The sequence below is a fragment of the Myxacorys sp. genome (assembly GCF_059501405.1).
Genome location: NZ_JCACCM010000097.1, coordinates 47,326 through 66,990, shown reverse-complemented (window position 1 = coordinate 66,990; position 19,665 = coordinate 47,326). Strand labels below are relative to the sequence as shown.

Here is a 19,665-nt window from a genome sequence, read left to right as displayed (position 1 = left end):
TGACGCAAGGGGCATGCAGTCGCTACCAAAGGAGGCTAAACCGCCTGAGCATGGGGCACAGAGCAATTCTGTCGAAACTGAATTGGAAAACAGTTCTATTTCGCAACGCTCTGACCTTGAACAAAAGGCTCAACCCTCGCAAGAAATTCTCTATCAATTCTTACTAGAGATTGTTAAAAAATGGCCTCCTGAAGAAGTTTTATTAGAGTTTAAGCGGCTCTTTTTCTGTCAGGTTGGCTCGACAAGTTCACACACAGTTCAGGCAGTATACGAGCTTGTTCTTAAGAACGACGAAACGGAGTTTAGAAATACGCTAAAGCGCTGTTGTTACATTCTAGTAAACAACTGGGATGCAGCACGCCATTACAAGTCAATTCAAGACTTGGTTCAACTTTTCACGGCTTCTACGCTTCAACAGCAAACGATTTCTCCAACCTTAAGACGGTTAAAGGCCTGGGTTACCAATTTTAGTCAAAGTAAAGATTACGAGGATTTAAAGTTATTTGCTTCAAGATATGATGAGCAGCAAAATACTCAGAAACGTTGGACAAATCGATATGTATCATATCTATTAGTTCCTCAATTTGTTGATCCACAGAATCCAGTTGAGCAACGAGAAGCAGCAAGAGCATTAGCAAAACGTCTAAAAGAGCGATTTAAGTTTGATTTAGCAATGTATATTGTTAAGTCTCAAACGGCAAGAAGTCCTGAAAAAGTTCCTAAAAATCCTACCGAATTAGGTGAAAATGCTCTGCTCTTAATAAAAACAATTGTTGCCAAGCGAGGACGATTTAGCTATGCTAATTTGGCAAATATTTTTCTTAAACAAACTCAGTACTTAAGCTATCAAGAGTTTAAAAAAAGCCTACAGAAGTACCTAATTTTTTCAACCGAAAAAAGCGCATTTGCAGAAGCATTACAAAGTAGATTGGCAGAGAAACTCAGTGCACTTTATTCAGACTATGATGAAGAATTAATTAATGACGCGTTAATTCTTAGAACGTGCAATCGAATTATTGAATACCTTACCACTGAAAATAAGCAAGACCCATCTTCACTCTTTATTCTTTTGCTTTCTCCAGGCAATCCGATGACCTTGGTGATTTTGCTTCTCAAGCTTATTCTAATTTGTAGAAATTCTCGAAATCACCTTGAAGCAAGGGTTGCGGAACTAATTCGATACTACGAAGACTATCCAGAAGAGGAGTGTCGATGGATTGTCAATTTTCTAGAGATCTTCAATGTGACGTTCACCATCTATGCAGAAAACGTTCATTACAATTTGGTTAAGATGGATGAGTCAGATCCATCAGTTCAGACAGATCTAGCGTTAGATGATTACCGAATTTTTGCACAAACGAAGTCAATTCCTGTTCTAGAAAGTTCTGTTCTAGAAAGTTCTGTTCTAGAAAGTAATAACGAGTGCGAATAAATCGTAAGTTCTTCTAAGGCAGTTATTATTGATGAACTTTATTATTATTGATGAACTTTAAGAGAAACCTAAAACAATCAGTAGCTCAAACGATTCTATTCTGAACTCAACGTAAGAATGCTAAAGTTGCCGTCTTTCGTCGATGATCACGAGTCCTGCTCCAAGGGTTTCGGCTAATGTATTAACTAAACGGTAAAGGGCAACTGTGCTTAGAACTTGGGCAGGTGGGAAATGTTGTCCTAAGATTGCGATCGCAGTTACTTCAAAAATTCCAACTCCTCCAGGCAAACCCGGAATGATGAACCCCATCAGCCACGCCCAGGTAAACGAGCCAACGAGAAGCGGAAACTGGTCTACTCTAGCAGGCGCGATCGCGAGGAACGTAGCGATAAATCCGAGCGATCGTAGGAGCAGAAATCCGACTTCTCCTAATAATGGCAATATAGGGTAGCGTCGAATCCGAGTTGGAGCAGAATTGAGCGAGGTTTTTTTAAGCTTTGCCACTTGTTGGAGCAAGACGTTTAGAACCCGTGGATGCACCACGCTCAGAGTTCCGATCAAAAGGACAACTTGCACAAGGGGCGCAAATCTATGAATATCGAGTTGCGAGAAACTAACCAGCCCCACAGTAGAAGCGGCAGCAACCATCAGCAGAGGCTCTAGCAAGACACTCAACGTCGCAACTTCTACCGCGATGCCCGTTTTCTTAGCCGCCGAAACTCGTCCATAGAAATGCCAGACATTTCCAGGCAAATATTTAGCAAGATTCGTTTTGAGATAAACCTGTACTCCCCACGCACCGCTCACAGGTTGCCTCAGTTCCTGCAAAATCCACGTCCAGACATAGCCAGTGAACATGTGAGCAAATAGTGTAATCCCGGTTGCGATCGCTAAACTCGCCCAGCCAGCTCTTTCAATCCGAATTTGAGCAACTTCTTGCCAATGATTGTGTAATGTTCTTGTTAAGAAATACAACACTGCGCCAATAATTAGCCAGCGTATTCCGGTCTTGAATCGAGGTTGACTGACCCAAGCGAGCCGCGATCGCAGATCTTTCATAGCGTCCCATCAGGTTTGCTCCGATCTAACCTTAAGTCACAAAGGCAACCTTTTACAGCAGGCTATGCCCTCCTCGGGACTCCGCAAACCGAACTTCTCTAAAGCTTGGAAAACCGGTTGCCGCCGTTTCGATGTCGTTAAACTCTGTCCGAAGTTAGAATCTCTCTACCCACCATCCTTCAGAGAATGGAACCTACGTTAGAGGCGTACCTTGTCTCTGGCTTTGTACTGTTGATACGCGAATGACAACTGACGCAAATCAGGTTTCGGCTTCTAGGCTGTTTGAGCCTACTAAGTTGGAGCCAAATTTTCCTTGAAAGGGGAATTTGACCCGTCACTGTCTATGTGGAAGTTTTAAGCCCAATTACTAAGGCTTAAATTAGCAGGAGTAGCGTATGCAAAGACTAGCAGAATTCTTGAAAAAACTAAGAGTAGGACAGTTCTTAGTAACTGTTTTCGCAGGATTTATCTTGCTATTAAACACGGCTTGTAGCAATGAAACTGCTCAGGGCGCACGTCCAAACAATCTGCCTGTTCAGATGGGGGGCAACAACAACCCTCACACCAAGAATGGGGACGGATATACAAATTACAAAATGTCTACTGATCCTAAAGTAAACGGTAAGCCTCAATCGAACTTGCTTTCCGATCGCGTGATTGCAAGTACCTCGATTAAGAGTAACTCTTCAGATTTACTTTATCCGGGAGATCGAACCTCTGAAGCTAGCAATCCAGATATTGGCTACAGAACCCCGAAAAACTTGTCAGATTTGCCAAACGACAAGCAACCTATGCTTGAGCGCAGCAATCCTGATGCAAAAATTTTAGAGCGAGTTAATGAAGCCTTCAAAGATGCCTCTACATTTTTGGAGAAGACGGCAGAGGAAGGTTCCGCTCGTCCTGAAGCAAAGGCAAATCCAGCAATCGGTCAGTAAACCGCTATCACTTGAAATTACACGGAGAATCTTATGAGCAAAATCATGTCTTTCATCAAATCCATTCGTCTGACACAAGTTCTAACCGCCTTTCTGATGGGCGCGGTGTTACTCTTCAACACAGCTTGTAGCGGTCCAGCACAGGCAAAAATGTCTAATTCGGTCAAAACACCTTCTGGCGATGGTGGCCCTAATCCTGCTGGGCAAAACCAGCCCTACGAAGGCGGCATGAACAACTTCACCGATGCAGCCCCTTCGGGAAAAGCGGTTGAGGGCACCGAGGGCCGGGTACAGCAGCTGATTGACAACGCTGATGCTATGAAGGCAAAGAGCCCGAAAGACTACGCGGAGAAGGTTTGGGACAATGGCCGTGGCCCAGAACGGGCGCAAGAGGTGGGAGACAAGCTGAAAGGACGCTTTCTTGATGATGGTAAGGATGAACTCAAAGCCACTGGCGATCGCGTTGTCGGAAGCGGTGAGCGTGCGGTTGAGAAAGCACAGGAATTGGGCGATCGCATCAGCAAGGGTGCTAGCGATGTGAAAGACAATGTAGTGGGCGCAGGAGACACGGTTTCTACTAGCTCAAGACGCACTGGCGAAGGCATTAAGGGCAAGGCAGCAGACTAATTAGTAGGCAGTCTACAGTCCAGTAGGTAGTAATCTACAGTTGACCATTCGTCTGATAGCAAGACATGCTAAGAGACTTGGCAAGGCGATTTCTGTTAGGCAACATGGATTAATGCACAGTCTGTAGAAGTGAATATCCAGGTAGTTAAGCCAGATGTGATATCTGGCTTTTTTCGTGAGCAATTTTAGCGCAGCAACCGACCGTTCGCTTTGGTTAATGATGCTGCACAAATTTTATGTATCTTTTGGGGTAATTGACACACCATTAAAATAGGATTATATTTACAATTAATCCGCCAATAAAGCTGATTTTTCATCCAAGGTTTATATCATCATGATGCAACATCCACAGCATTGAAAGGGTGCAGACGATGTGAGGAACGGTTAGAAAAACTGAATGCAAGCTCGATTTATATTGAGTCTATTTCAGAGCGCTCTTATGCTTGCTAACGATTAGTTCATCGTGAAACCTAACTAAATCTTCACGGAGGAACGAATGAAAGCTCCCAATTTCCTAAATTTGTTCAAGCGTTTTCGCTCAAAGCAACCTCAGAATTCTCTAGAATTTGCAACTCTATCCGTAGCAGTATCGCAATACCGCCTGCGGGACGATATCGGCACCGTGTCAAAGACGATTCACCCTCAGCAGCCGGGTCGCGTGGAGTACCGAGCTACCTGGTGGGATGCCGTCTGCCCCCATGACATCGTATTGCCCGCCGGAACCCAAGTGCGAGTCATCGAAACGATCAACATCACTTTGGTAGTTGAGCCAGTTTCGCTTAATGGTTTGACGAATGCTTCAGACGTAGCCTAATTGTTGTAGGAGAATCTTATGGAAAACCGCAGGTTCACTAGGGGTTCAAATCGAAGGTCTGATTCTACAGGTTGCTTCTGCTCGCAGTGGGTAAAGTCTCGGTGGGCAACGCCTTGCTCTAAGCCGCATCCGCGCGATCGCATTTCCATCCAACACTTGCTGCGCCGTCAGCCTAAGATGACTCGTCAGCAGATCGCACGCTCCTTCGGCGCCTCGTCTATCCTCTTCGTTCAGCTTGCCCAAACCAGCAAAGACGGAGAAGAGGTTCCCAACTCAGATTTTTGTAGTAGGATGATCGAGCCTTAAATCCCCTTTTGCCTGCACTAAGCTAGATTGCCAGCTTGGTGCAGGCTTCATTGTTCTATCGTACTGCTGGAAACAGGGTTCTATCTAAGTTCTAACCCACAAACAAGACTAAGCAAGAGATATAATAATTATGTAGATTCTGTGTAGTTCTGTCTACTAACAGATACAAATTTTGAACTTCAAAGTAGAGTTGTATGGAAGATCAAGGACAGGCATTACACCTAGCAGAATAATTGCTCAATAATGCTCGAATTGATTCTTGTCAGAGTTTGTGCCAAACGCCAGTCGTAGTCAGATCCCCCCTACTGCCCTGGTTTCATGCCTCAAATTCAATGAATCGGGAAATGCCTGGGAACGCATAGTCGAGACGAAAAAGGATAGTTATGGCGGATAACAAAAACGCTTCTGTGGCAAACCATAAAACTAAGCCGCATGTTGCATCCAAGGTCAGAAAGCGTCTAAATCTTGACCTCTCTGAAGAAGCATATACGTTACTTCAAGAACTGGCGGAAGCTGAGGATAAGAACATGGCGGAGGTGCTGCGAACTGGTCTAGCTCTTTACGGCATTGCCCACGAAGAGAAGCTAAAAGGTCGGAGCCTTGGGGTTGTGCAAGACGATCGCGTGATCAAAGAGATCGTCATTACTTAATTTTCAGTACTTACATTTTCAGTATGTTAGACACCTTGTTAGACAATTTCTCAATCTCGTTCAGGCTCATCTTTCTAACTTCAGCTTTCCAGATCCAACCTTTCTAAATCCACTTGTAATTTCAGGACGGTGATTAACTTCAGCGAACCTATCGAGATGGTTAGAGCAATCTAACCCACGGAGTTGATCCTGTGGAATGAGGAGTCACTTTCCTGAAATTACGGATAGGTTGAGGTGTTATGGCTTTGTCCACTGGAGAGTATCTTAATCGGCACAACATTGATGAGATGGCAATTCAAATTGCGCCAATGGCGTCAGCTGAGGCTGATCACCATGCCCATTTAGCCCAGTCCTCGGTTCAATCGACTGAGAACTACCTAAATCGGCGCGGAATTGGAAGAGCGGATTTTGTAGCCGATGAAGCGCGGAGTCGGCTCAGATATGCGTTGAACGATCGCGTGATCGCGCTCTGGTCGTTGATTGTAGCGATGGCGATTAGCGCAAAGCGCAACTCCGCAAGAACCGCGCCGTTTTGGCTGATGGCGTTAGTGTCGTTGCCCGCCTTTGGTATCCGAGAAGCCTATTCAGAACCGATGGAGAATGCGCTTCTGGTGGCGCTAGTGTCTGGTTGTGCAGGACTCTGTTACGTCATCACTCGTAACTTGCTTCCACCCAGCAAAGGAGACTAGCGCCATTTCAAACATACTCGCTACAGACCCACGGGCACGGCACTGCCATGTCCCGACGCGAACCTATCGCATCCACAGGAATAAAATAGGCTGGCAATCTAAAGATCATTTCAGCCTCATTCCTCGTCTTCATCCTCTGGCTCGTCTTCATCACAGGAATCGGTTGGGTCAATCACAATTAGGTCAATCACGATGTCGTTGTGATTGATTTCAATTTGGTGGGCCCATAACCGCTCAAACAACTCTGCGTATTGATTCAACTGAGTGATGCTTTGGTGAATTCTAAAAAGTAAGTTTCTCACGATGTCTGGCTGAAGGCTTTCCTCATTTAATGCCTCGATGCACTGTTGGTAATCTCTAATTTCGTTCACGGCGCGATCGTAATTTTCGTCAAAGTTCACAATTCGCGTCCTAATGGCGCGAATCAGATCTGGTTGTGTCTGGCTATCTAGTTTCTCGGCAGTACGCTCTAACCGCCTGAGCAGATACTTCGATCGTTCTAGTAAATCTTCAAGGCACGACAAGCGATCGTCGAGATCAATTCTTGCTTCTTCGATGGCAACACTGGCTTCGGCCAGTTGACGCAGGGCACCTTGAGCGAAGAGAGATTGCTCTTGCGATCGCGCATAGCCTCGATCATCGCCAATCTGAGCATTTGTCCAATCCGTTTCGCTCGTCCAGAGTGCCCCTAGCAAATTTGCTGATTCTAAATTCGCGTCCTTGAGTCGGGTTCCAGTTAAGTTCGCTGATCGCAGATTCGCCCCTGCTAAGGTAGCTCCACTGAAGTTGCTGTAAATCAGGTAGGCTCGATTTAAATTTGCGCTCGTTAAATTTGCCGATTCTAGGTTGGCATAGAGCAAGTTTGCTCCTCCTAAACGAGCATGGCTTAAATCAGCGCGATGAAGTTGTGCTCCGCTCAGAAAAGCACGGCTGAGATCCGCCTCTTGCAGATTTGCTTCGCTTAGATCAGCGTCATTCAAATTGGTTCGTCGCAGTAGCGCTTGACTCAAATCGGTATAGGTTAGATTCGCTCCTGCTAGTTTTGCTCCGCCAAAATGCACTTCTCTTAAGGTGGCGCGATACAAATTTGCCTCGCTTAAATTGGCACTGTTGAGTCTGGCTTTGGTGAGGTTGGCTCGGCTCAAGTTTACGGCGGTTAAATTTGCTCGACTAAGAGATGCATTGGGCAGATCAGCACCCCTAAGGTCAGCCCCTGCTAAATCAGCGCCCTCTAGTTTAGCTTGGCTCAAATTGGCTTTATGCAATCTGGCAAAGCTGAGATGTGCGCCGTGTAGTTCAGCTTGACTGAGGGTTGCAAAACTCAGATCCGAACTTCTGAGCTTGGCGCGACGTAACCCTGCGTTGCTCAAGTCTGCCCTTCTCAGGTTGGCGCGGCTAAGATACGCACCGTGTAAGGTTGCATTTTGCAAATTCGCATTTTCTAAACAGGCAGATTCTAAGTTCGCCCCCATTAGCAGCGTATTAAATAGATCTGCGTCATTCAGGTGCGATCGATTGAGATTTGCTTCGGTTAGACTCGCTCTTTGTAAAACTGCCTTCTTGAGACTCGCCTCTCTCAGAAAGGCGTTTGCCATCATCGCTAGGCTTAAATCTGCTTCCTCAAGCACAGCGTGGTTTAAACTTGTGAGCCGCATTGAAGCTTCACAAAGCGTCGCCTGACGAAGACTCGCGTGGTCGAGTTTGACATGATTGAGACTCGCTCTTTGAAGTGAGGCGCGATCGAGGACAGCGTAGTCCATCACCGCATGGTCGAGTTTGGCTTGGTCTAAGTTGGCGTCGCTCAAATCGGCGTGAGAAAGGCAAGAGCGTTGAAGAGAGGCTTCCTGGAGATTCGCTCGGAGCAATTTTGCATTGGTAAGAGTTGCTCCTTTGAGATTTGCCCGTTCTAAATTGGCATCGCTCAGATTTGCGTCCTGAAGATCAGTGCCGCTTAAGTCAGCATCAGTGAGATCGACTCCCTGTAAGTTTTGGCCTCGTAAGGTTTGTCTAGAGTAGTTGCCGCCCGGTTGGAAGTTGCACATGTTCTTCTACGTTGCCACACGGTTGAGTCGGAGAAAAGCGCCCTCACAGGATTTGGCAAAGTGGAGCGATCATCACTCATCATCGGATTATCTCTTATTGGGGTGAAGTAGCCGTATTTTGAAGTATCACTGCGATCGGCCAGTAAACCCACGGAAAGAATTCTTAAGAATCGGTTTTGTTGACGAAAAAAGTGCGTAGATTTAACAGGGCGTGCCACTCTGAAGTAGATTTGAGAGCGGCAAAGTTCTGCAAAATAACTTAGTAACCGTGTAACGATGAGCCTTATTTGCTTGATGTTCTAAACATTTACTGAGGCTGCTGACCATACCAGTTCTGCAACGCCAAGCGATGCACTTCTCGCCACGCTAACCCGTGCTGACGGGCGATCGCAGCACAGTCTTCATATTCCGGTTGAACATTGATGATTGCACCTTCTCTTGACGCCACTTTGATCTTCACTTGTCCATACTCAGTTTCCACAAGCTGAAACGCTCGATCCAGCATCGATCTCACCTGGGTAGAATGCCGAATTCCTAGAGTGCTTGTTTCTCGGAACAAAACTGTTTCGCACGCCCGAACCGTTTCTGGTGGACAAAGAACGGTCAGTAGAATTCCGGGACGGGACTTTTTCATACCGATCGCTTGTGTAAAGACATCGACGGCTCCTGCCTGGAAGAGGACATCGAACAAGTAACCGATCGCCTGAGGGTTGAGATCGTCGATTTGAGTTTCGAGAGCGGTGATCAGAGGAAGGGATGAGGGATGAGGGGGGTCTTCGACCCGCTTCGCGAGGAGGGATGAGGGGGAGAATCGAGCAATGGGCGTTTGGGTTTCTGAGGGAGAGGACTCTCCGATCCAGAGGCGGAGGATGTTTGGTAGGGGAAGATCGAGAGAGCCTGCACCGAGACCGACTTTCTGTAAGGTCATGTTGGGAGGTGCGCCGAATTGTGTGGCGAGCGTGGTTGCGATCGCGGCTCCGGTTGGAGTCACGAGTTCTCGCTCAATGCCGTTGCTGTAAACAGGCACTTGGCGCAGTTCCCACAGCTTCAGCACGGCTGGAACGGGAACGGGTAAACGCCCGTGAGCCGCGCGAATTGTGCCGCCTCCCGTGGGCAAGGCCGAACAGTAGAAGGTTTCAAGGTCGAGCCAATCCAACCCCAAACAGGTGCCGACTACATCCACGATCGCATCTACTGCTCCCACTTCATGAAAATGCACTTGCTTGGGTGCAATCCCATGCACGGCTCCTTCCGCTGCGGCGAGTTGGCGAAAAATCGCTAGACTCCACTTCTCCGCTCTCGTAGGTAACTGGGCTGCGCGAATCATCTGTTCAATGTCGGGCAAGTGTCGCTGCTTAGAATGAGAATGATGCGGGGCGTTTGATAGGTGAGCGCTCTGTGAGGCAGAATGGTGAGGGGAATCGTCACTCAAGTCCACATGTAGCTTGGTTGCCCGTTGTCCATTGCGCTGCACGCTTTCTGTCCACAGCTTGTATTCACCCGCAATGCCCAAAGGATCAAGGTGCTGAGTCAGGTAGTCTAATGGAACGCCAACATCAATTAATGCACCCAGGCACATATCGCCTGCAATTCCCGTCGGACACTCAAGGTAAGCGACTTTACTCATCGTTGTGACACCATTACAAGCTAGAAGAACTGGCACAGGCTAGAAAAACTGACACAGGCTAGAAAAATTGGAGCCCTTCCGGTTTCACCCTATATCCTATTTCAACAATCAGCTATGGCGACTACCTACAAGATTCATCCTGACACTCCACAAGCTCGTAGCGTTGATCAAATTGTCGATGCCTTGCGGAGTGGAGCGACCGTACTTTATCCGACCGATACGGTCTATGCGATCGGCTGCGATCTCAACTCAAAGTCTGGCGTGGAGCGGGTGCGAAAGCTCAAACAGATGTCTAATGACAAGCCCCTAACGTTCCTCTGTCCCTCACTTTCAGACATCGCTCAGTATGCCGTGGTGACTGATCAGGCCTATCGTATAATGCGGAGCTTGATTCCGGGTCCCTATACTTTTTTGCTGCCAGCAACGAAATTAGTTCCGAAGCTGGTCATGAATCCGAAGCGCAAGACGACTGGTATTCGCGTTCCCGATAGTGCTGTGTGTCAGGCCTTGCTATCGGCAATGGGAAATCCTTTGATTTCAACGTCTGCCCACGTTCCAGTAGACGATGAGACCATTCCAGTGAAAGTACGCGATCCAGAAAACCTGTCGTTAGCCGAATTATTTGACAGTATGAATCGCTTGGTAGACGTTATTGTAGATACCGGAGAAGAACCGTCCTATACAGTATCCACAATTCTTGATCTGACGGGCGACGAGCCAGCGATGGTGCGGAAAGGTCTAGGATGGCAAGCAGCTTCCGAGTGGGCAAGCGTTGCCTGAACACCTTGAGCTGCCACCTGAATAACTGTCCACTTAATGAAATGTAATTGAAGGTATTATTTATTACTTAGTTAGGCGATCGCTAGGTCTACATTCCTTACCCTAGCTAACGACAAAACGGTTTTAACCGTCTGCCCTCAGTTGAAACGATCTCCTTCGGTTGGGAACTTTTCCAACCACCTCAAAAACTGACATATGCCCAGCTAACCTTTCCCGAAGCTATACGGCAATGACATGTAGACACTCATGTGCACTACCAAGTCCAGGTCGAACCTATGAACGCGAAATCTATTAAAGATTCTAAGCGGCTAACCGTTACTCCCTTAGAAAATGATAATTGGGATCCTAGTCACGTTGGTGTAACGGCCCACTCTGTAGAACTCAATTCTACTGAGCGCTTGGTCAACCTGCTAGCAGCCGAACTGGAATCTGAACTGACCGTGGCGGGCAAGGCAGTGCATGCCGTTGCCGACCGGATTGCAACAGAAGTAGAGCGAATTTGTGCAAAGAGCGATCGCATTCAGCATTCGGGCGAGGTTGGATCGTGGCGGTTAACGCTAGCGCGGTATCGGCTGCAAAAGTGCGTTCACTACTATCGATTAGGGTCGCGTCAGGGTCGGGTTGAGCTTCACAGCAGTCTCAGTACGATGGTGTACCGGCCGATCGCGCCCGCTCACTTGCAACTGAGCTTTCAAGCGCGGTACAGCTTGATCGAAGACTTCCTCCAAGGCTTTTACACCGAATCGCTGCGAGCGTTTCGCCGGGAAAATCAGTTAGCCGAAACCTATCAGCCTCGGACTCGGCTAGAACTGGCAGAATATATGGCCTTCACTGAGCAATACGGCAAGCGTCGCATTACCCTGCCCACTCAGCACAGCCAACAGCTTGTGATTCTACGGGCGCAGCGCTTTGCTAGTCGTCAGCCTCAAGAAATTGCAGTCGATATTGAAACGGCAATGGAAACCGCCAAAGGTGACGAAGCTGATACCTATGGACGGTCTCCAGTGCTGCAAATGATTCGAGAGCAGATGGTCGCCGATAAAGATGATTCGTCGGAATCGGGATTGCGCGATCGCGTCATTGCCGAACTAATGCAATATCTCGGATCTCAAGGGCAGCAAGACTGTGTAGACTATCTCACGCTCAAGCTCAAAGATCTGTCTGTGCCGGAGATCGATGACATCCTAAATTTGACACCCCGGCAACGCGATTATCTGCAACAGCGTTTTAAATATCACGTTGAAAAGTTCACGACCTCTGGCAATTGGAAAGTCGTTCACGAATGGCTTGGAGCTGATTTAGACCAAAACTTTGGACTCTCCACTCAGCAGTGGGACCTCTTCTTAGGAACTCTTTCGGTCGATCAGCAACAGCTTCTGCAACTCAAGCAAGCCAAAGCCGATGATCAAGAGATCATGCAAACACTAAGGCTGACGGCAAAGCAACTTCAGAAACGCTGGTCAGCCCTGTTGGATATAGCGCGGCAGGTTCGGAACCAAGCTAAATAGCAACAATAGGGAAGGGATACTTTTGAGCCGCTTTAAGTGCTTAGAGCAAATTGTCCTAGCGATTTAAGCGATGTACCGCCGCATGTACGACGAACTGTCTTTTGACGGCAGAATCCTTTTGCACAAATGATATTCGTGTCACCAAGATTGCCTAACCCTTGACCTGGCAGGCAATTCTAAATTGAAGTAGACACTGTGCTGAAACAAAATCTTAATCTCAAACTAACGTTAGGGGCCGCAAGTACTGCGTTCCTGGGCATTAATCCAGTATTCGCTGAAGTTCTTTCTGTTAAAGCAACTGAAGTAGAAGATGTCGCCGTTACTGTTAACGATTGGAGCAATGCTAAGCGCAACACTTTAGAACTTAGAAAAGCGAATCGTAGCTTAAATTCTATTATTAATGCCCTACCCAATGAGTTCAGCATTGAGCAGAACTCAACACCAGTACTGCGAATCCGCAATCTTGAGCCAAAAACTGAGGCTAAATTACTGATTGAAACGGGGGTTAACGTATCTCAAGCGAAGTTAGCTCAGGTTTCAACTCCTTCAATCGTGACTCAAGCAATTTCTGATGAATCACTGCCTGAAGAAGAATCAGCACCTGAAGAAGAGGTTGTCGTTGAAGGAAAACGTCAAAAGCCAACGTCTAGCCCAGTGTATAGAATCCAGTCAGATGAGATTCGCAAGCAGGGAGCAGACAGCGCCGCAGAAATTTTACGCGGTCTACCAGGATTTGCGATCAATGATGTCGGCTATGGCGCAGATATTCATACTGGAACGTTCTACCGGGGCGCATCGATCAATCAGTCCGTGTTCTTGCTCAATGGCAGACCGATCGGGACGAACGTCAATACCTATCACGGTGCAACCGATCTAAACGGCATTCCTGCAGGTGCGATCGAGCAAGTCGAACTGTCGAGCGGAACCAGCGCCACGCTCTACGGTTCAGAAGCGGTAGGCGGTGTGGTCAACATTATCACCAAAAAAGGGAGCGGCACGCCGAAATTGAATGGACTTGCACAATTCGGCTCCTATGGCTTATCCAACTATCGAGGCAATTTTACAGGCTCGTCAGGCAAGGTAAACTACATTCTTAGCTACGAACGATTTCAGGCAGACAACGACTATCGAGTGCCTGTTGGGGCAGCCAATCGCGGGGCAGATGGACGGCTGTTTAACGGCGACACAAAGCTTGAGAATTACTATGGCAGCTTTGGCTTAGACCTCAACTCGCGTAACACGTTGAGCTTGGATGTTTCGGCAATTACCAGTCGAAGAGGACTGCTTTATTTTGGATTTCCGCTTCAGCGCGATCGCTTGAATCACGACAAGCTAAATGCTGGCTTAACCTGGCGATCTCAGCTAGGGAGCAGCAACGATTCAACCTTAACGACAACGTTATCGTTTAATCAAGACAAATTTAATACGTCAGGTCCTGCCCAAGGACGATTCTTTCGCACTGGAGACCTCGATTCTCGTGCCTTGAACGCCAGAGTTGAACATAATTGGCAAACCAGTAGAACCAACAATCTTCGGTGGGGGATTGATCTACAGAATGCGTTTCTCACAGGAGAACTGTCTAGTACTGTGCCTCAATTTTCGAGATTGAATGGTGAGATTGAGCGCGATCGCTTCCAAGCGTCTCTATTTGCGCTCAATACTTGGCAAATCACCAACAATTTACAGGCTGAAGTTGGACTGCGGCAAAACTTCACCAGTGATTTCGGAAGTTATCTTAACCCCAGTGTGGGCGCACGATGGGCGATTTCTCCGAATGTTGCGGTGCGTGGCAGTGTCGTATCGGTGCATCGCAATCCAGGGCTCGATCAACTTTACCTGTTTGACACCGTGCATAATTGGTTGCCCAATCCAGACTTAGACCCTGAAACGGGTGCATCTTGGTCAGCCGGAGTCGATGTTCAACTTTCCTCGCGGTTAACCGGGCAATTAACCTATTTTGGCAGTCGATTAAGCGATCGCTTAGGCATCCAATCGGGACGTTGGGCGAATATTGGACTCGTGAATACAAACGGATTGGAAGCGGCCGTACGCTGGCAAGTCTCGCCGCAGTGGTCAACGTTTGTGAACTACACCTACACCGATGCCAAGATTGGAAGTGGTGCTGAAAAAGGATTGCAGTTAAGCTCAATCCCTTACTCTGGTGCCCAGCTAGGCGTTGGCTATGCCTCGAATGGATGGGAAGTGAATTTATATGCCAGCTACTTTAGCGGGGCACGGCGAGCAATTTTTCTAAACCCAGGAGACGATAGTCGCGAGTTCTCTCCGGGCTGGATTAACTTAGATTTTGGAGTCCGGATTCCGATTACAAACCAGTTAGGATTCACGCTGCTGCTTGAGAACCTTGCCGATCGCACGTATGAAAAATCAAATCGAATCTATCAACCTGGACTGACTTACCGCCTTGGAGTACAGTCGAGTTTTTGAAGCTCCAGAAGTGGAGAAGCCAGAGTAAAGGAAAAGAGCAGGCGATAGTGCTCAAGTTGCGATCCCTCAGTTGGCGCTCAATGATATTAATTTAATGTCATTGAATTAATGTCAACGAAGAACAGGGCGATTTTAAGTGCGTCTGTCAACGCGCCTTAGAAATCATGCAAATCTGAATTGATACCCCTTCTGTGGGTACTCTAACCCTGACTAGCTTCCTTACTGGCATGACTTATGCAGAGCATTCCTACCGCCATTCCATTTGTCGATTTGACGCCGCAACACCAACCCATTCAAGCGCAGATCGATCGCGCTATTCGCACGGTCATGGAGCGAGGCGATTATGTTTTAGGACAAGCGGTTGTGGAATTTGAGCAGGCCTTCGCCGCCGCCTGCGGAGCCTCATTTGGAGTAGGAGTCGCTTGTGGAACGGATGCGATCGCGCTCGGTTTGCAAGCTTGCGGAATTGGCAATGGTGATGAAGTTATTCTACCGGCGAATACATTTGTTGCCACTTTAATTGGCGTTTTAAGAACAGGCGCAATTCCTATATTAGTCGATTGCGATCCGAAGACCGCATTGCTCGATTTAGTGGCGGCAGAAAACGTAATCACACCCAGAACTCGCGCAATCGTGCCTGTGCATCTCTACGGTCAAATGGTATCGCCGACCTTGTTACGAGATTTAGCAAATACGTACGGTTTGCTAATTTTTGAAGATGCAGCGCAGGCACATTTAGCTCAGCGAGAAGGATACAAAGCAGGTTCAGTCGGCATGGCCGCCGCCTTTAGTTTTTATCCGAGTAAGAATTTGGGGGCGTTGGGTGATGGTGGCATGGTCGTCACTCAAGACGAGGCGATCGCCACAAAACTCCGGTCTCTGCGAAATTATGGCGCACCCCGCAAATATTTTCACACCGATTACGGCACAAACAGTCGATTGGATTCGATGCAAGCGGCTGTTCTGGGTGTCAAACTGCCGTACCTAAATGAGTGGAACCGCGATCGCCGCCAAATCGCCGAGCAATACAACGCACTTCTGAAACCGCTCCACTCCAAAGGATTGTTGCCGATTCAAAACCAGAGCGGCAAAGGTCATGTCTATCATCTCTATGTGCTTCGAGCGTTTCAGAATACACTGCTGGGTGAGACCCCCTGCCAGATTAATCGAGACGCGCTGCAAGCTCATCTAGACACCCAAGGAATTCAAACCGGAATTCACTATCCGTTGCCCTGCCATCTCCAGCCTGCCTTTAAGAACTTGGGCTACCGCGTCGGAGACTTCCCGATCGCAGAAGCCCTTTGTCAAGAAATTATTTCTTTACCCATGTATCCGGGTCTTACTGAGGAACATGTGATACAAGTGATGGGCGCGATTGAGGAAGCTCTCGCCACACCATCTGCAATCCAACTCTCGGCCTAACGCCATGCGAACTGCCCGGCTCTCTCTTATCGAACGCTATTGGAGTGATGTTGCTCTACTCGGCTTGCTAACGCTAATGTATGCTCCCCTACTGGTTCACTGGTATGACGGTTGGCTGCGAAAATCTATCAGCATTGAACACGAGTACTTTAGCCATGGGTTGATTGGGCTGCCGTTTGCTGCATACATCGCCTGGACACACCGCCGACGATGGCAACGGCTCGATTCGCCTCAAGACGTTCTACATCGAATGACAGCCCGCCCAAAGCAGCGCCAAGAATTTGCAGGGGCAACCCTGTCAGGCGCAGTATTTCTACTGATGGCTGGAGTTTTATATCTCAGTGGATTACCTGATCCGGTCAATATCTCATTTCCTGTGCTGCTTACTGGACTGTGCTTATGGCTCAAAGGCATACCCGGTCTGAAGCTGCAATCGTTTCCACTGCTACTCGTCTTTTTGGCAACACCAAACGAAATTCCTTATCTGATTACACCTTATACCCTGCCGCTACAAGCCTTCATTGCGGGAAGCGCAGGATTCGTTCTGGCTCAACTGGGAATGGATGTGACCGTGCAAAACATCTATCTATTAGTTGGAGGCAAGCTCGTAGAGGTAGCGCCTTATTGTGCTGGACTGAAGATGCTGTTTACCAGTTTATATGTGGCGTTGATGTTGTTGTATTGGACAGATAACTTGCGGGTGCGCCCCATTGTTATTTCTTTTTTGACCGCCACGATCGCAATTAGCATTCTCGCAAATATCGTCCGAAATACCCTGCTAGCGTACTTTCATGGCACGAGCCAAGCCGCTGCTTTTCATTGGTTACACGATGGCTGGGGCGGCGATGGCTACTCGGCGATCATGCTGGGTTTACTAGTGGTGGTGATTCGTCACCTCGAAGCGTTCTTCGCGCCAGCCGTAACTCAAGACTTGCCTTAAATTTTGCCCCTATCTGAGTTTGCCTCATGCACCTGTCTTTGCCCAAGCTCAAGCAGCTTTCCCTCACCAAGTTAAGTCTTCTCCTGTTGCTGGTTGTCCTCGTCTGCTGGGGGGCAATTCCAGGCTACTTATCGGGCGGCAACTGGCGTTGGACATCGCCGCCAAGAGTCACAGTTCTCAAGCAACTCAAGCAGCTTAGACAAGATGGGCTGACGTTGACGGAGTGGCAAACTGATGATCAGCGCGTTGCAATTATTGGGGAGCATCGCTGGCTGCAACAAACGATTAGCGAGAAGCGCAACCCAGACAGAGCGATTGATAGCTCTCAAACAAACAGTTCTCCAACAAATAGCTCTCCAACAAAAGCAACCATATTTCTGTTTCCGCAGAATGGGCCGTTAGATCAGCCTGCCGTAGAATGGACTGATCTCGATGGCGTCCAAGGCTGGAAAACTGATTCTACCCGAACCGCAGAATTTATCACCTCCAAATCGCCTGCTCAAGTCACCGCCCGCTTTTTTCGAGCGTGGACTGACAGACAAACCTATGCAGTGCTGCAATGGTATGCCTGGTCAGGGGGAGGGCATCCCATGCCGAGCCATTGGTTTGTGGCGGATCGTATGGCGCAATGGAGCGATCGTCGCGTGCCTTGGGTGGCGGTGAGCCTGTTAATGCCCATCGAACCCTTAGACGACATTGAGAAATCTTGGTCGAAACTGGAGTCATTAGCTCAGACTGTGCAAATTACCTTGATGGAAGGTGCTTTAAAAGAGAACGCTGGGTGAGCGAATTTGTGATCCACCCGTAGAATGAAGGGCAGACTTCATCAAAAACAACACAAATTTTGATACTGAGATCCCTGAAACCAATGGGGTCAGTGTGAATAATCTTGCTTAAATGGGTATTTACTGAGTATCGGTGAGATCCATCGTGATATTAGCCCGCCCGTCTTCTCGTTATGTCTTTAGCTTCTCGACTGACTGCTTTCTGTTTAATCGGTACTCATTCTGTCGCAGCGACGTTGCCACTTGGGATGCTGGCTTGGCTTACCAACTCAGCATGGGCTGATTCTGCATCCAGTCAAACTTTAATGAGTCAGACTCCGATGCCTCCTGTGCTCAACCCGGCGGATCCAATTGTGCCAGAGCGCAACACCGACCCAACCGTGCTTCCTCAGCGTCCGACGTCTTTAGATCTCGTTGAGCAAGCCCGGCAACGACTCCGGGAGCGGGGTGAACTTCCAGCGCCGATGCCAACTCCAAGCACACCAAGCCGTGTAGTTGTGCCGCCTACACCGTCTGTACCTGTACCGCCTGTCCCTGTTGTACCTGCACCGACTGTACCTGTACCGACCATGCCTGCTGTCGTTACGCCTGTTCCACCCACCAATGCGCTCCCGACTCAAGCCTTTGAGCCATACCGCTTGGGCGGAGGTGACACCATTTCAGTCGTGGTTCAACGATTCTCCGATTTGAATTTCCAAGCCACGATCGATCAGGAAGGAAATATCACCGCTCCGCTGCTCGGGCGTCTGTCGCTGCAGGGATTGACGATCGAACAAGCCCAGGAGAGAGTCCGGCAAGGACTCGATCGCTATGTGATCGATCCGATCGTGTATCTGGCGCTGAGTAATCCTCGCCCGGTCTTAGTCACCCTGACTGGCGAAGTCACTCGTCCGGGGCTATACCCGCTTCAACTGCCGCGCATCAGTTCGGCATTGTTGCTTGCAGGAGGTGCAACCTCAACCGCCGACTTGCGAGCCGTTCGAGTCAAACGCAGTTTGCAGGATGGTTCGACCCTGGAAGAAAAACTTGATTTGATCACCCCCTTGAAAGATGGGTCTGCGTTGCCCGATTTGCGGCTGCAAGATGGGGATGTTGTCGTGATTCCAAAGATTGAGCAGAGTGCGGCTCAGGAGTACGATCGCGACTTGGTCGCTCGCTCGACCTTAGTAAAACCTCAAATTACAGTCAGGGTTCTGAGTTATGCCAGTAGCGGTTTAGGAAATGTGACGCTTCCCAATGGCAGCACGTTTCTAGACGCGCTATCTGCGGCGCGCCCCAACCCCGATCGCATCGATTTTCGCAGAGTTGCCCTGATCCGCTTTGATCCGGTGAAGAAAAAGGCTGTGTCTCGTGACATTAATGCAAAAAATGTTCTTATGGGCGACCTGACGCAGAATGTTGTCTTAGAAGATAATGATGTGATTGTGATTGGTCGCAACTTGGTCGGCAAGATCACATACGCGCTCAATACCTTCACTCAACCCTTTCGAGACGTGCTGGGATTCCTGCTGTTCTTCCGGGAATTGCGAAGCGGTGCGGCGAATCTGTTTGGTCCGAATAACAGTGATAACGATAACGATTGATAGTCTTCTCTAACTCGACGG

Annotated in this window: 17 protein-coding genes; 14 read left to right on the top strand and 3 right to left on the bottom strand. The window is 48.3% G+C overall.

Annotated elements, in window-relative coordinates:
• The first annotated feature begins 13 nt into the window (after window positions 1-13).
• Window positions 14-1,432, top strand: a complete 1,419-nt coding sequence (locus tag AC5I6P_RS11730) for a Sll1247 family protein (protein WP_495693939.1) — start codon at window positions 14-16, stop codon at window positions 1,430-1,432.
• Window positions 1,433-1,552: 120 nt separating this feature from the next.
• Here AC5I6P_RS11730 and AC5I6P_RS11725 read toward each other — a convergent pair whose 3' ends face one another.
• Window positions 1,553-2,491: a lysylphosphatidylglycerol synthase domain-containing protein gene (locus AC5I6P_RS11725; RefSeq protein WP_495693938.1), complete on the bottom strand. Its 939-nt coding sequence runs from the start codon at window positions 2,489-2,491 to the stop codon at window positions 1,553-1,555.
• A 395-nt stretch (window positions 2,492-2,886) separates the two neighbouring features.
• Between AC5I6P_RS11725 and AC5I6P_RS11720 the strand changes: the two genes are divergently transcribed.
• The 6 genes from AC5I6P_RS11720 to AC5I6P_RS11695 all read left to right on the top strand — a co-directional run bounded on the left by AC5I6P_RS11720 (window position 2,887) and on the right by AC5I6P_RS11695 (window position 6,512).
• Window positions 2,887-3,426, top strand: a complete 540-nt coding sequence (locus AC5I6P_RS11720) for a DUF6658 family protein (protein ID WP_495693937.1) — start codon at window positions 2,887-2,889, stop codon at window positions 3,424-3,426.
• Between the two features lie 33 nt (window positions 3,427-3,459).
• Complete coding sequence (locus AC5I6P_RS11715) at window positions 3,460-4,053, top strand: DUF6658 family protein (protein WP_495693936.1); 594 nt, start codon at window positions 3,460-3,462, stop codon at window positions 4,051-4,053.
• Window positions 4,054-4,549: 496 nt separating this feature from the next.
• Entirely contained in the window at window positions 4,550-4,867 is a 318-nt protein-coding gene (locus tag AC5I6P_RS11710) for an NfeD family protein (RefSeq protein WP_495693935.1), read from the top strand.
• Window positions 4,868-4,885: 18 nt separating this feature from the next.
• Window positions 4,886-5,173 (top strand): hypothetical protein, encoded by a 288-nt coding sequence (locus AC5I6P_RS11705; protein WP_495693934.1) that lies wholly within the window; start codon window positions 4,886-4,888, stop codon window positions 5,171-5,173.
• A 383-nt stretch (window positions 5,174-5,556) separates the two neighbouring features.
• Window positions 5,557-5,823: a hypothetical protein gene (locus tag AC5I6P_RS11700; RefSeq protein WP_495693933.1), complete on the top strand. Its 267-nt coding sequence runs from the start codon at window positions 5,557-5,559 to the stop codon at window positions 5,821-5,823.
• Between the two features lie 239 nt (window positions 5,824-6,062).
• Complete coding sequence (locus tag AC5I6P_RS11695; RefSeq protein WP_495693932.1) at window positions 6,063-6,512, top strand: hypothetical protein; 450 nt, start codon at window positions 6,063-6,065, stop codon at window positions 6,510-6,512.
• A gap of 116 nt (window positions 6,513-6,628) precedes the next feature.
• On the opposite strand, the gene AC5I6P_RS11690 is transcribed toward AC5I6P_RS11695, so the two are convergent.
• Entirely contained in the window at window positions 6,629-8,554 is a 1,926-nt protein-coding gene (locus AC5I6P_RS11690; protein WP_495693931.1) for a pentapeptide repeat-containing protein, read from the bottom strand.
• A gap of 307 nt (window positions 8,555-8,861) precedes the next feature.
• Window positions 8,862-10,217, bottom strand: coding sequence for a nickel pincer cofactor biosynthesis protein LarC (gene larC, locus AC5I6P_RS11685; RefSeq protein WP_495693930.1), 1,356 nt, complete (start codon window positions 10,215-10,217; stop codon window positions 8,862-8,864).
• Window positions 10,218-10,295: 78 nt separating this feature from the next.
• Here larC and AC5I6P_RS11680 point away from each other — a divergent pair, with 78 nt between their 5' ends.
• The 7 genes from AC5I6P_RS11680 to AC5I6P_RS11650 all read left to right on the top strand — a co-directional run bounded on the left by AC5I6P_RS11680 (window position 10,296) and on the right by AC5I6P_RS11650 (window position 19,644).
• Complete coding sequence (locus AC5I6P_RS11680; protein ID WP_495693929.1) at window positions 10,296-10,961, top strand: L-threonylcarbamoyladenylate synthase; 666 nt, start codon at window positions 10,296-10,298, stop codon at window positions 10,959-10,961.
• A gap of 275 nt (window positions 10,962-11,236) precedes the next feature.
• Window positions 11,237-12,469, top strand: coding sequence for a hypothetical protein (locus AC5I6P_RS11675; RefSeq protein WP_495693928.1), 1,233 nt, complete (start codon window positions 11,237-11,239; stop codon window positions 12,467-12,469).
• 195 nt (window positions 12,470-12,664) lie between these two features.
• Window positions 12,665-14,914 (top strand): TonB-dependent receptor plug domain-containing protein, encoded by a 2,250-nt coding sequence (locus AC5I6P_RS11670; protein ID WP_495693927.1) that lies wholly within the window; start codon window positions 12,665-12,667, stop codon window positions 14,912-14,914.
• A gap of 234 nt (window positions 14,915-15,148) precedes the next feature.
• Window positions 15,149-16,336, top strand: a complete 1,188-nt coding sequence (locus AC5I6P_RS11665) for a DegT/DnrJ/EryC1/StrS family aminotransferase (RefSeq protein WP_495693926.1) — start codon at window positions 15,149-15,151, stop codon at window positions 16,334-16,336.
• A 4-nt stretch (window positions 16,337-16,340) separates the two neighbouring features.
• A complete protein-coding gene (gene crtB / locus AC5I6P_RS11660; RefSeq protein WP_495693925.1) occupies window positions 16,341-17,276 on the top strand; it encodes a cyanoexosortase B in 936 nt (311 codons plus the stop codon).
• 26 nt (window positions 17,277-17,302) lie between these two features.
• Window positions 17,303-18,061, top strand: a complete 759-nt coding sequence (locus tag AC5I6P_RS11655) for a cyanoexosortase B system-associated protein (protein WP_495693924.1) — start codon at window positions 17,303-17,305, stop codon at window positions 18,059-18,061.
• Between the two features lie 173 nt (window positions 18,062-18,234).
• Entirely contained in the window at window positions 18,235-19,644 is a 1,410-nt protein-coding gene (locus AC5I6P_RS11650) for a polysaccharide biosynthesis/export family protein (RefSeq protein ID WP_495693923.1), read from the top strand.
• Window positions 19,645-19,665 lie beyond the last annotated feature (21 nt).

Bases quoted from the DNA above. Each gene is read 5' to 3' on its own strand.
- AC5I6P_RS11650 (WP_495693923.1), top strand. From the start codon at position 18,235: ATGTCTTTAGCTTCTCGACTGACTGCTTTCTGTTTAATCGGTACTCAT.
- AC5I6P_RS11680 (WP_495693929.1), top strand. From the start codon at position 10,296: ATGGCGACTACCTACAAGATTCATCCTGACACTCCACAAGCTCGTAGC.
- AC5I6P_RS11665 (WP_495693926.1), top strand. From the start codon at position 15,149: ATGCAGAGCATTCCTACCGCCATTCCATTTGTCGATTTGACGCCGCAA.
- AC5I6P_RS11700 (WP_495693933.1), top strand. From the start codon at position 5,557: ATGGCGGATAACAAAAACGCTTCTGTGGCAAACCATAAAACTAAGCCG.
- AC5I6P_RS11710 (WP_495693935.1), top strand. From the start codon at position 4,550: ATGAAAGCTCCCAATTTCCTAAATTTGTTCAAGCGTTTTCGCTCAAAG.
- AC5I6P_RS11690 (WP_495693931.1), bottom strand. From the start codon at position 8,554: ATGTGCAACTTCCAACCGGGCGGCAACTACTCTAGACAAACCTTACGA.
- AC5I6P_RS11675 (WP_495693928.1), top strand. From the start codon at position 11,237: ATGAACGCGAAATCTATTAAAGATTCTAAGCGGCTAACCGTTACTCCC.
- AC5I6P_RS11730 (WP_495693939.1), top strand. From the start codon at position 14: ATGCAGTCGCTACCAAAGGAGGCTAAACCGCCTGAGCATGGGGCACAG.
- AC5I6P_RS11705 (WP_495693934.1), top strand. From the start codon at position 4,886: ATGGAAAACCGCAGGTTCACTAGGGGTTCAAATCGAAGGTCTGATTCT.
- AC5I6P_RS11715 (WP_495693936.1), top strand. From the start codon at position 3,460: ATGAGCAAAATCATGTCTTTCATCAAATCCATTCGTCTGACACAAGTT.
- AC5I6P_RS11695 (WP_495693932.1), top strand. From the start codon at position 6,063: ATGGCTTTGTCCACTGGAGAGTATCTTAATCGGCACAACATTGATGAG.
- AC5I6P_RS11725 (WP_495693938.1), bottom strand. From the start codon at position 2,491: ATGAAAGATCTGCGATCGCGGCTCGCTTGGGTCAGTCAACCTCGATTC.
- AC5I6P_RS11720 (WP_495693937.1), top strand. From the start codon at position 2,887: ATGCAAAGACTAGCAGAATTCTTGAAAAAACTAAGAGTAGGACAGTTC.
- AC5I6P_RS11655 (WP_495693924.1), top strand. From the start codon at position 17,303: ATGCACCTGTCTTTGCCCAAGCTCAAGCAGCTTTCCCTCACCAAGTTA.
- crtB (WP_495693925.1), top strand. From the start codon at position 16,341: ATGCGAACTGCCCGGCTCTCTCTTATCGAACGCTATTGGAGTGATGTT.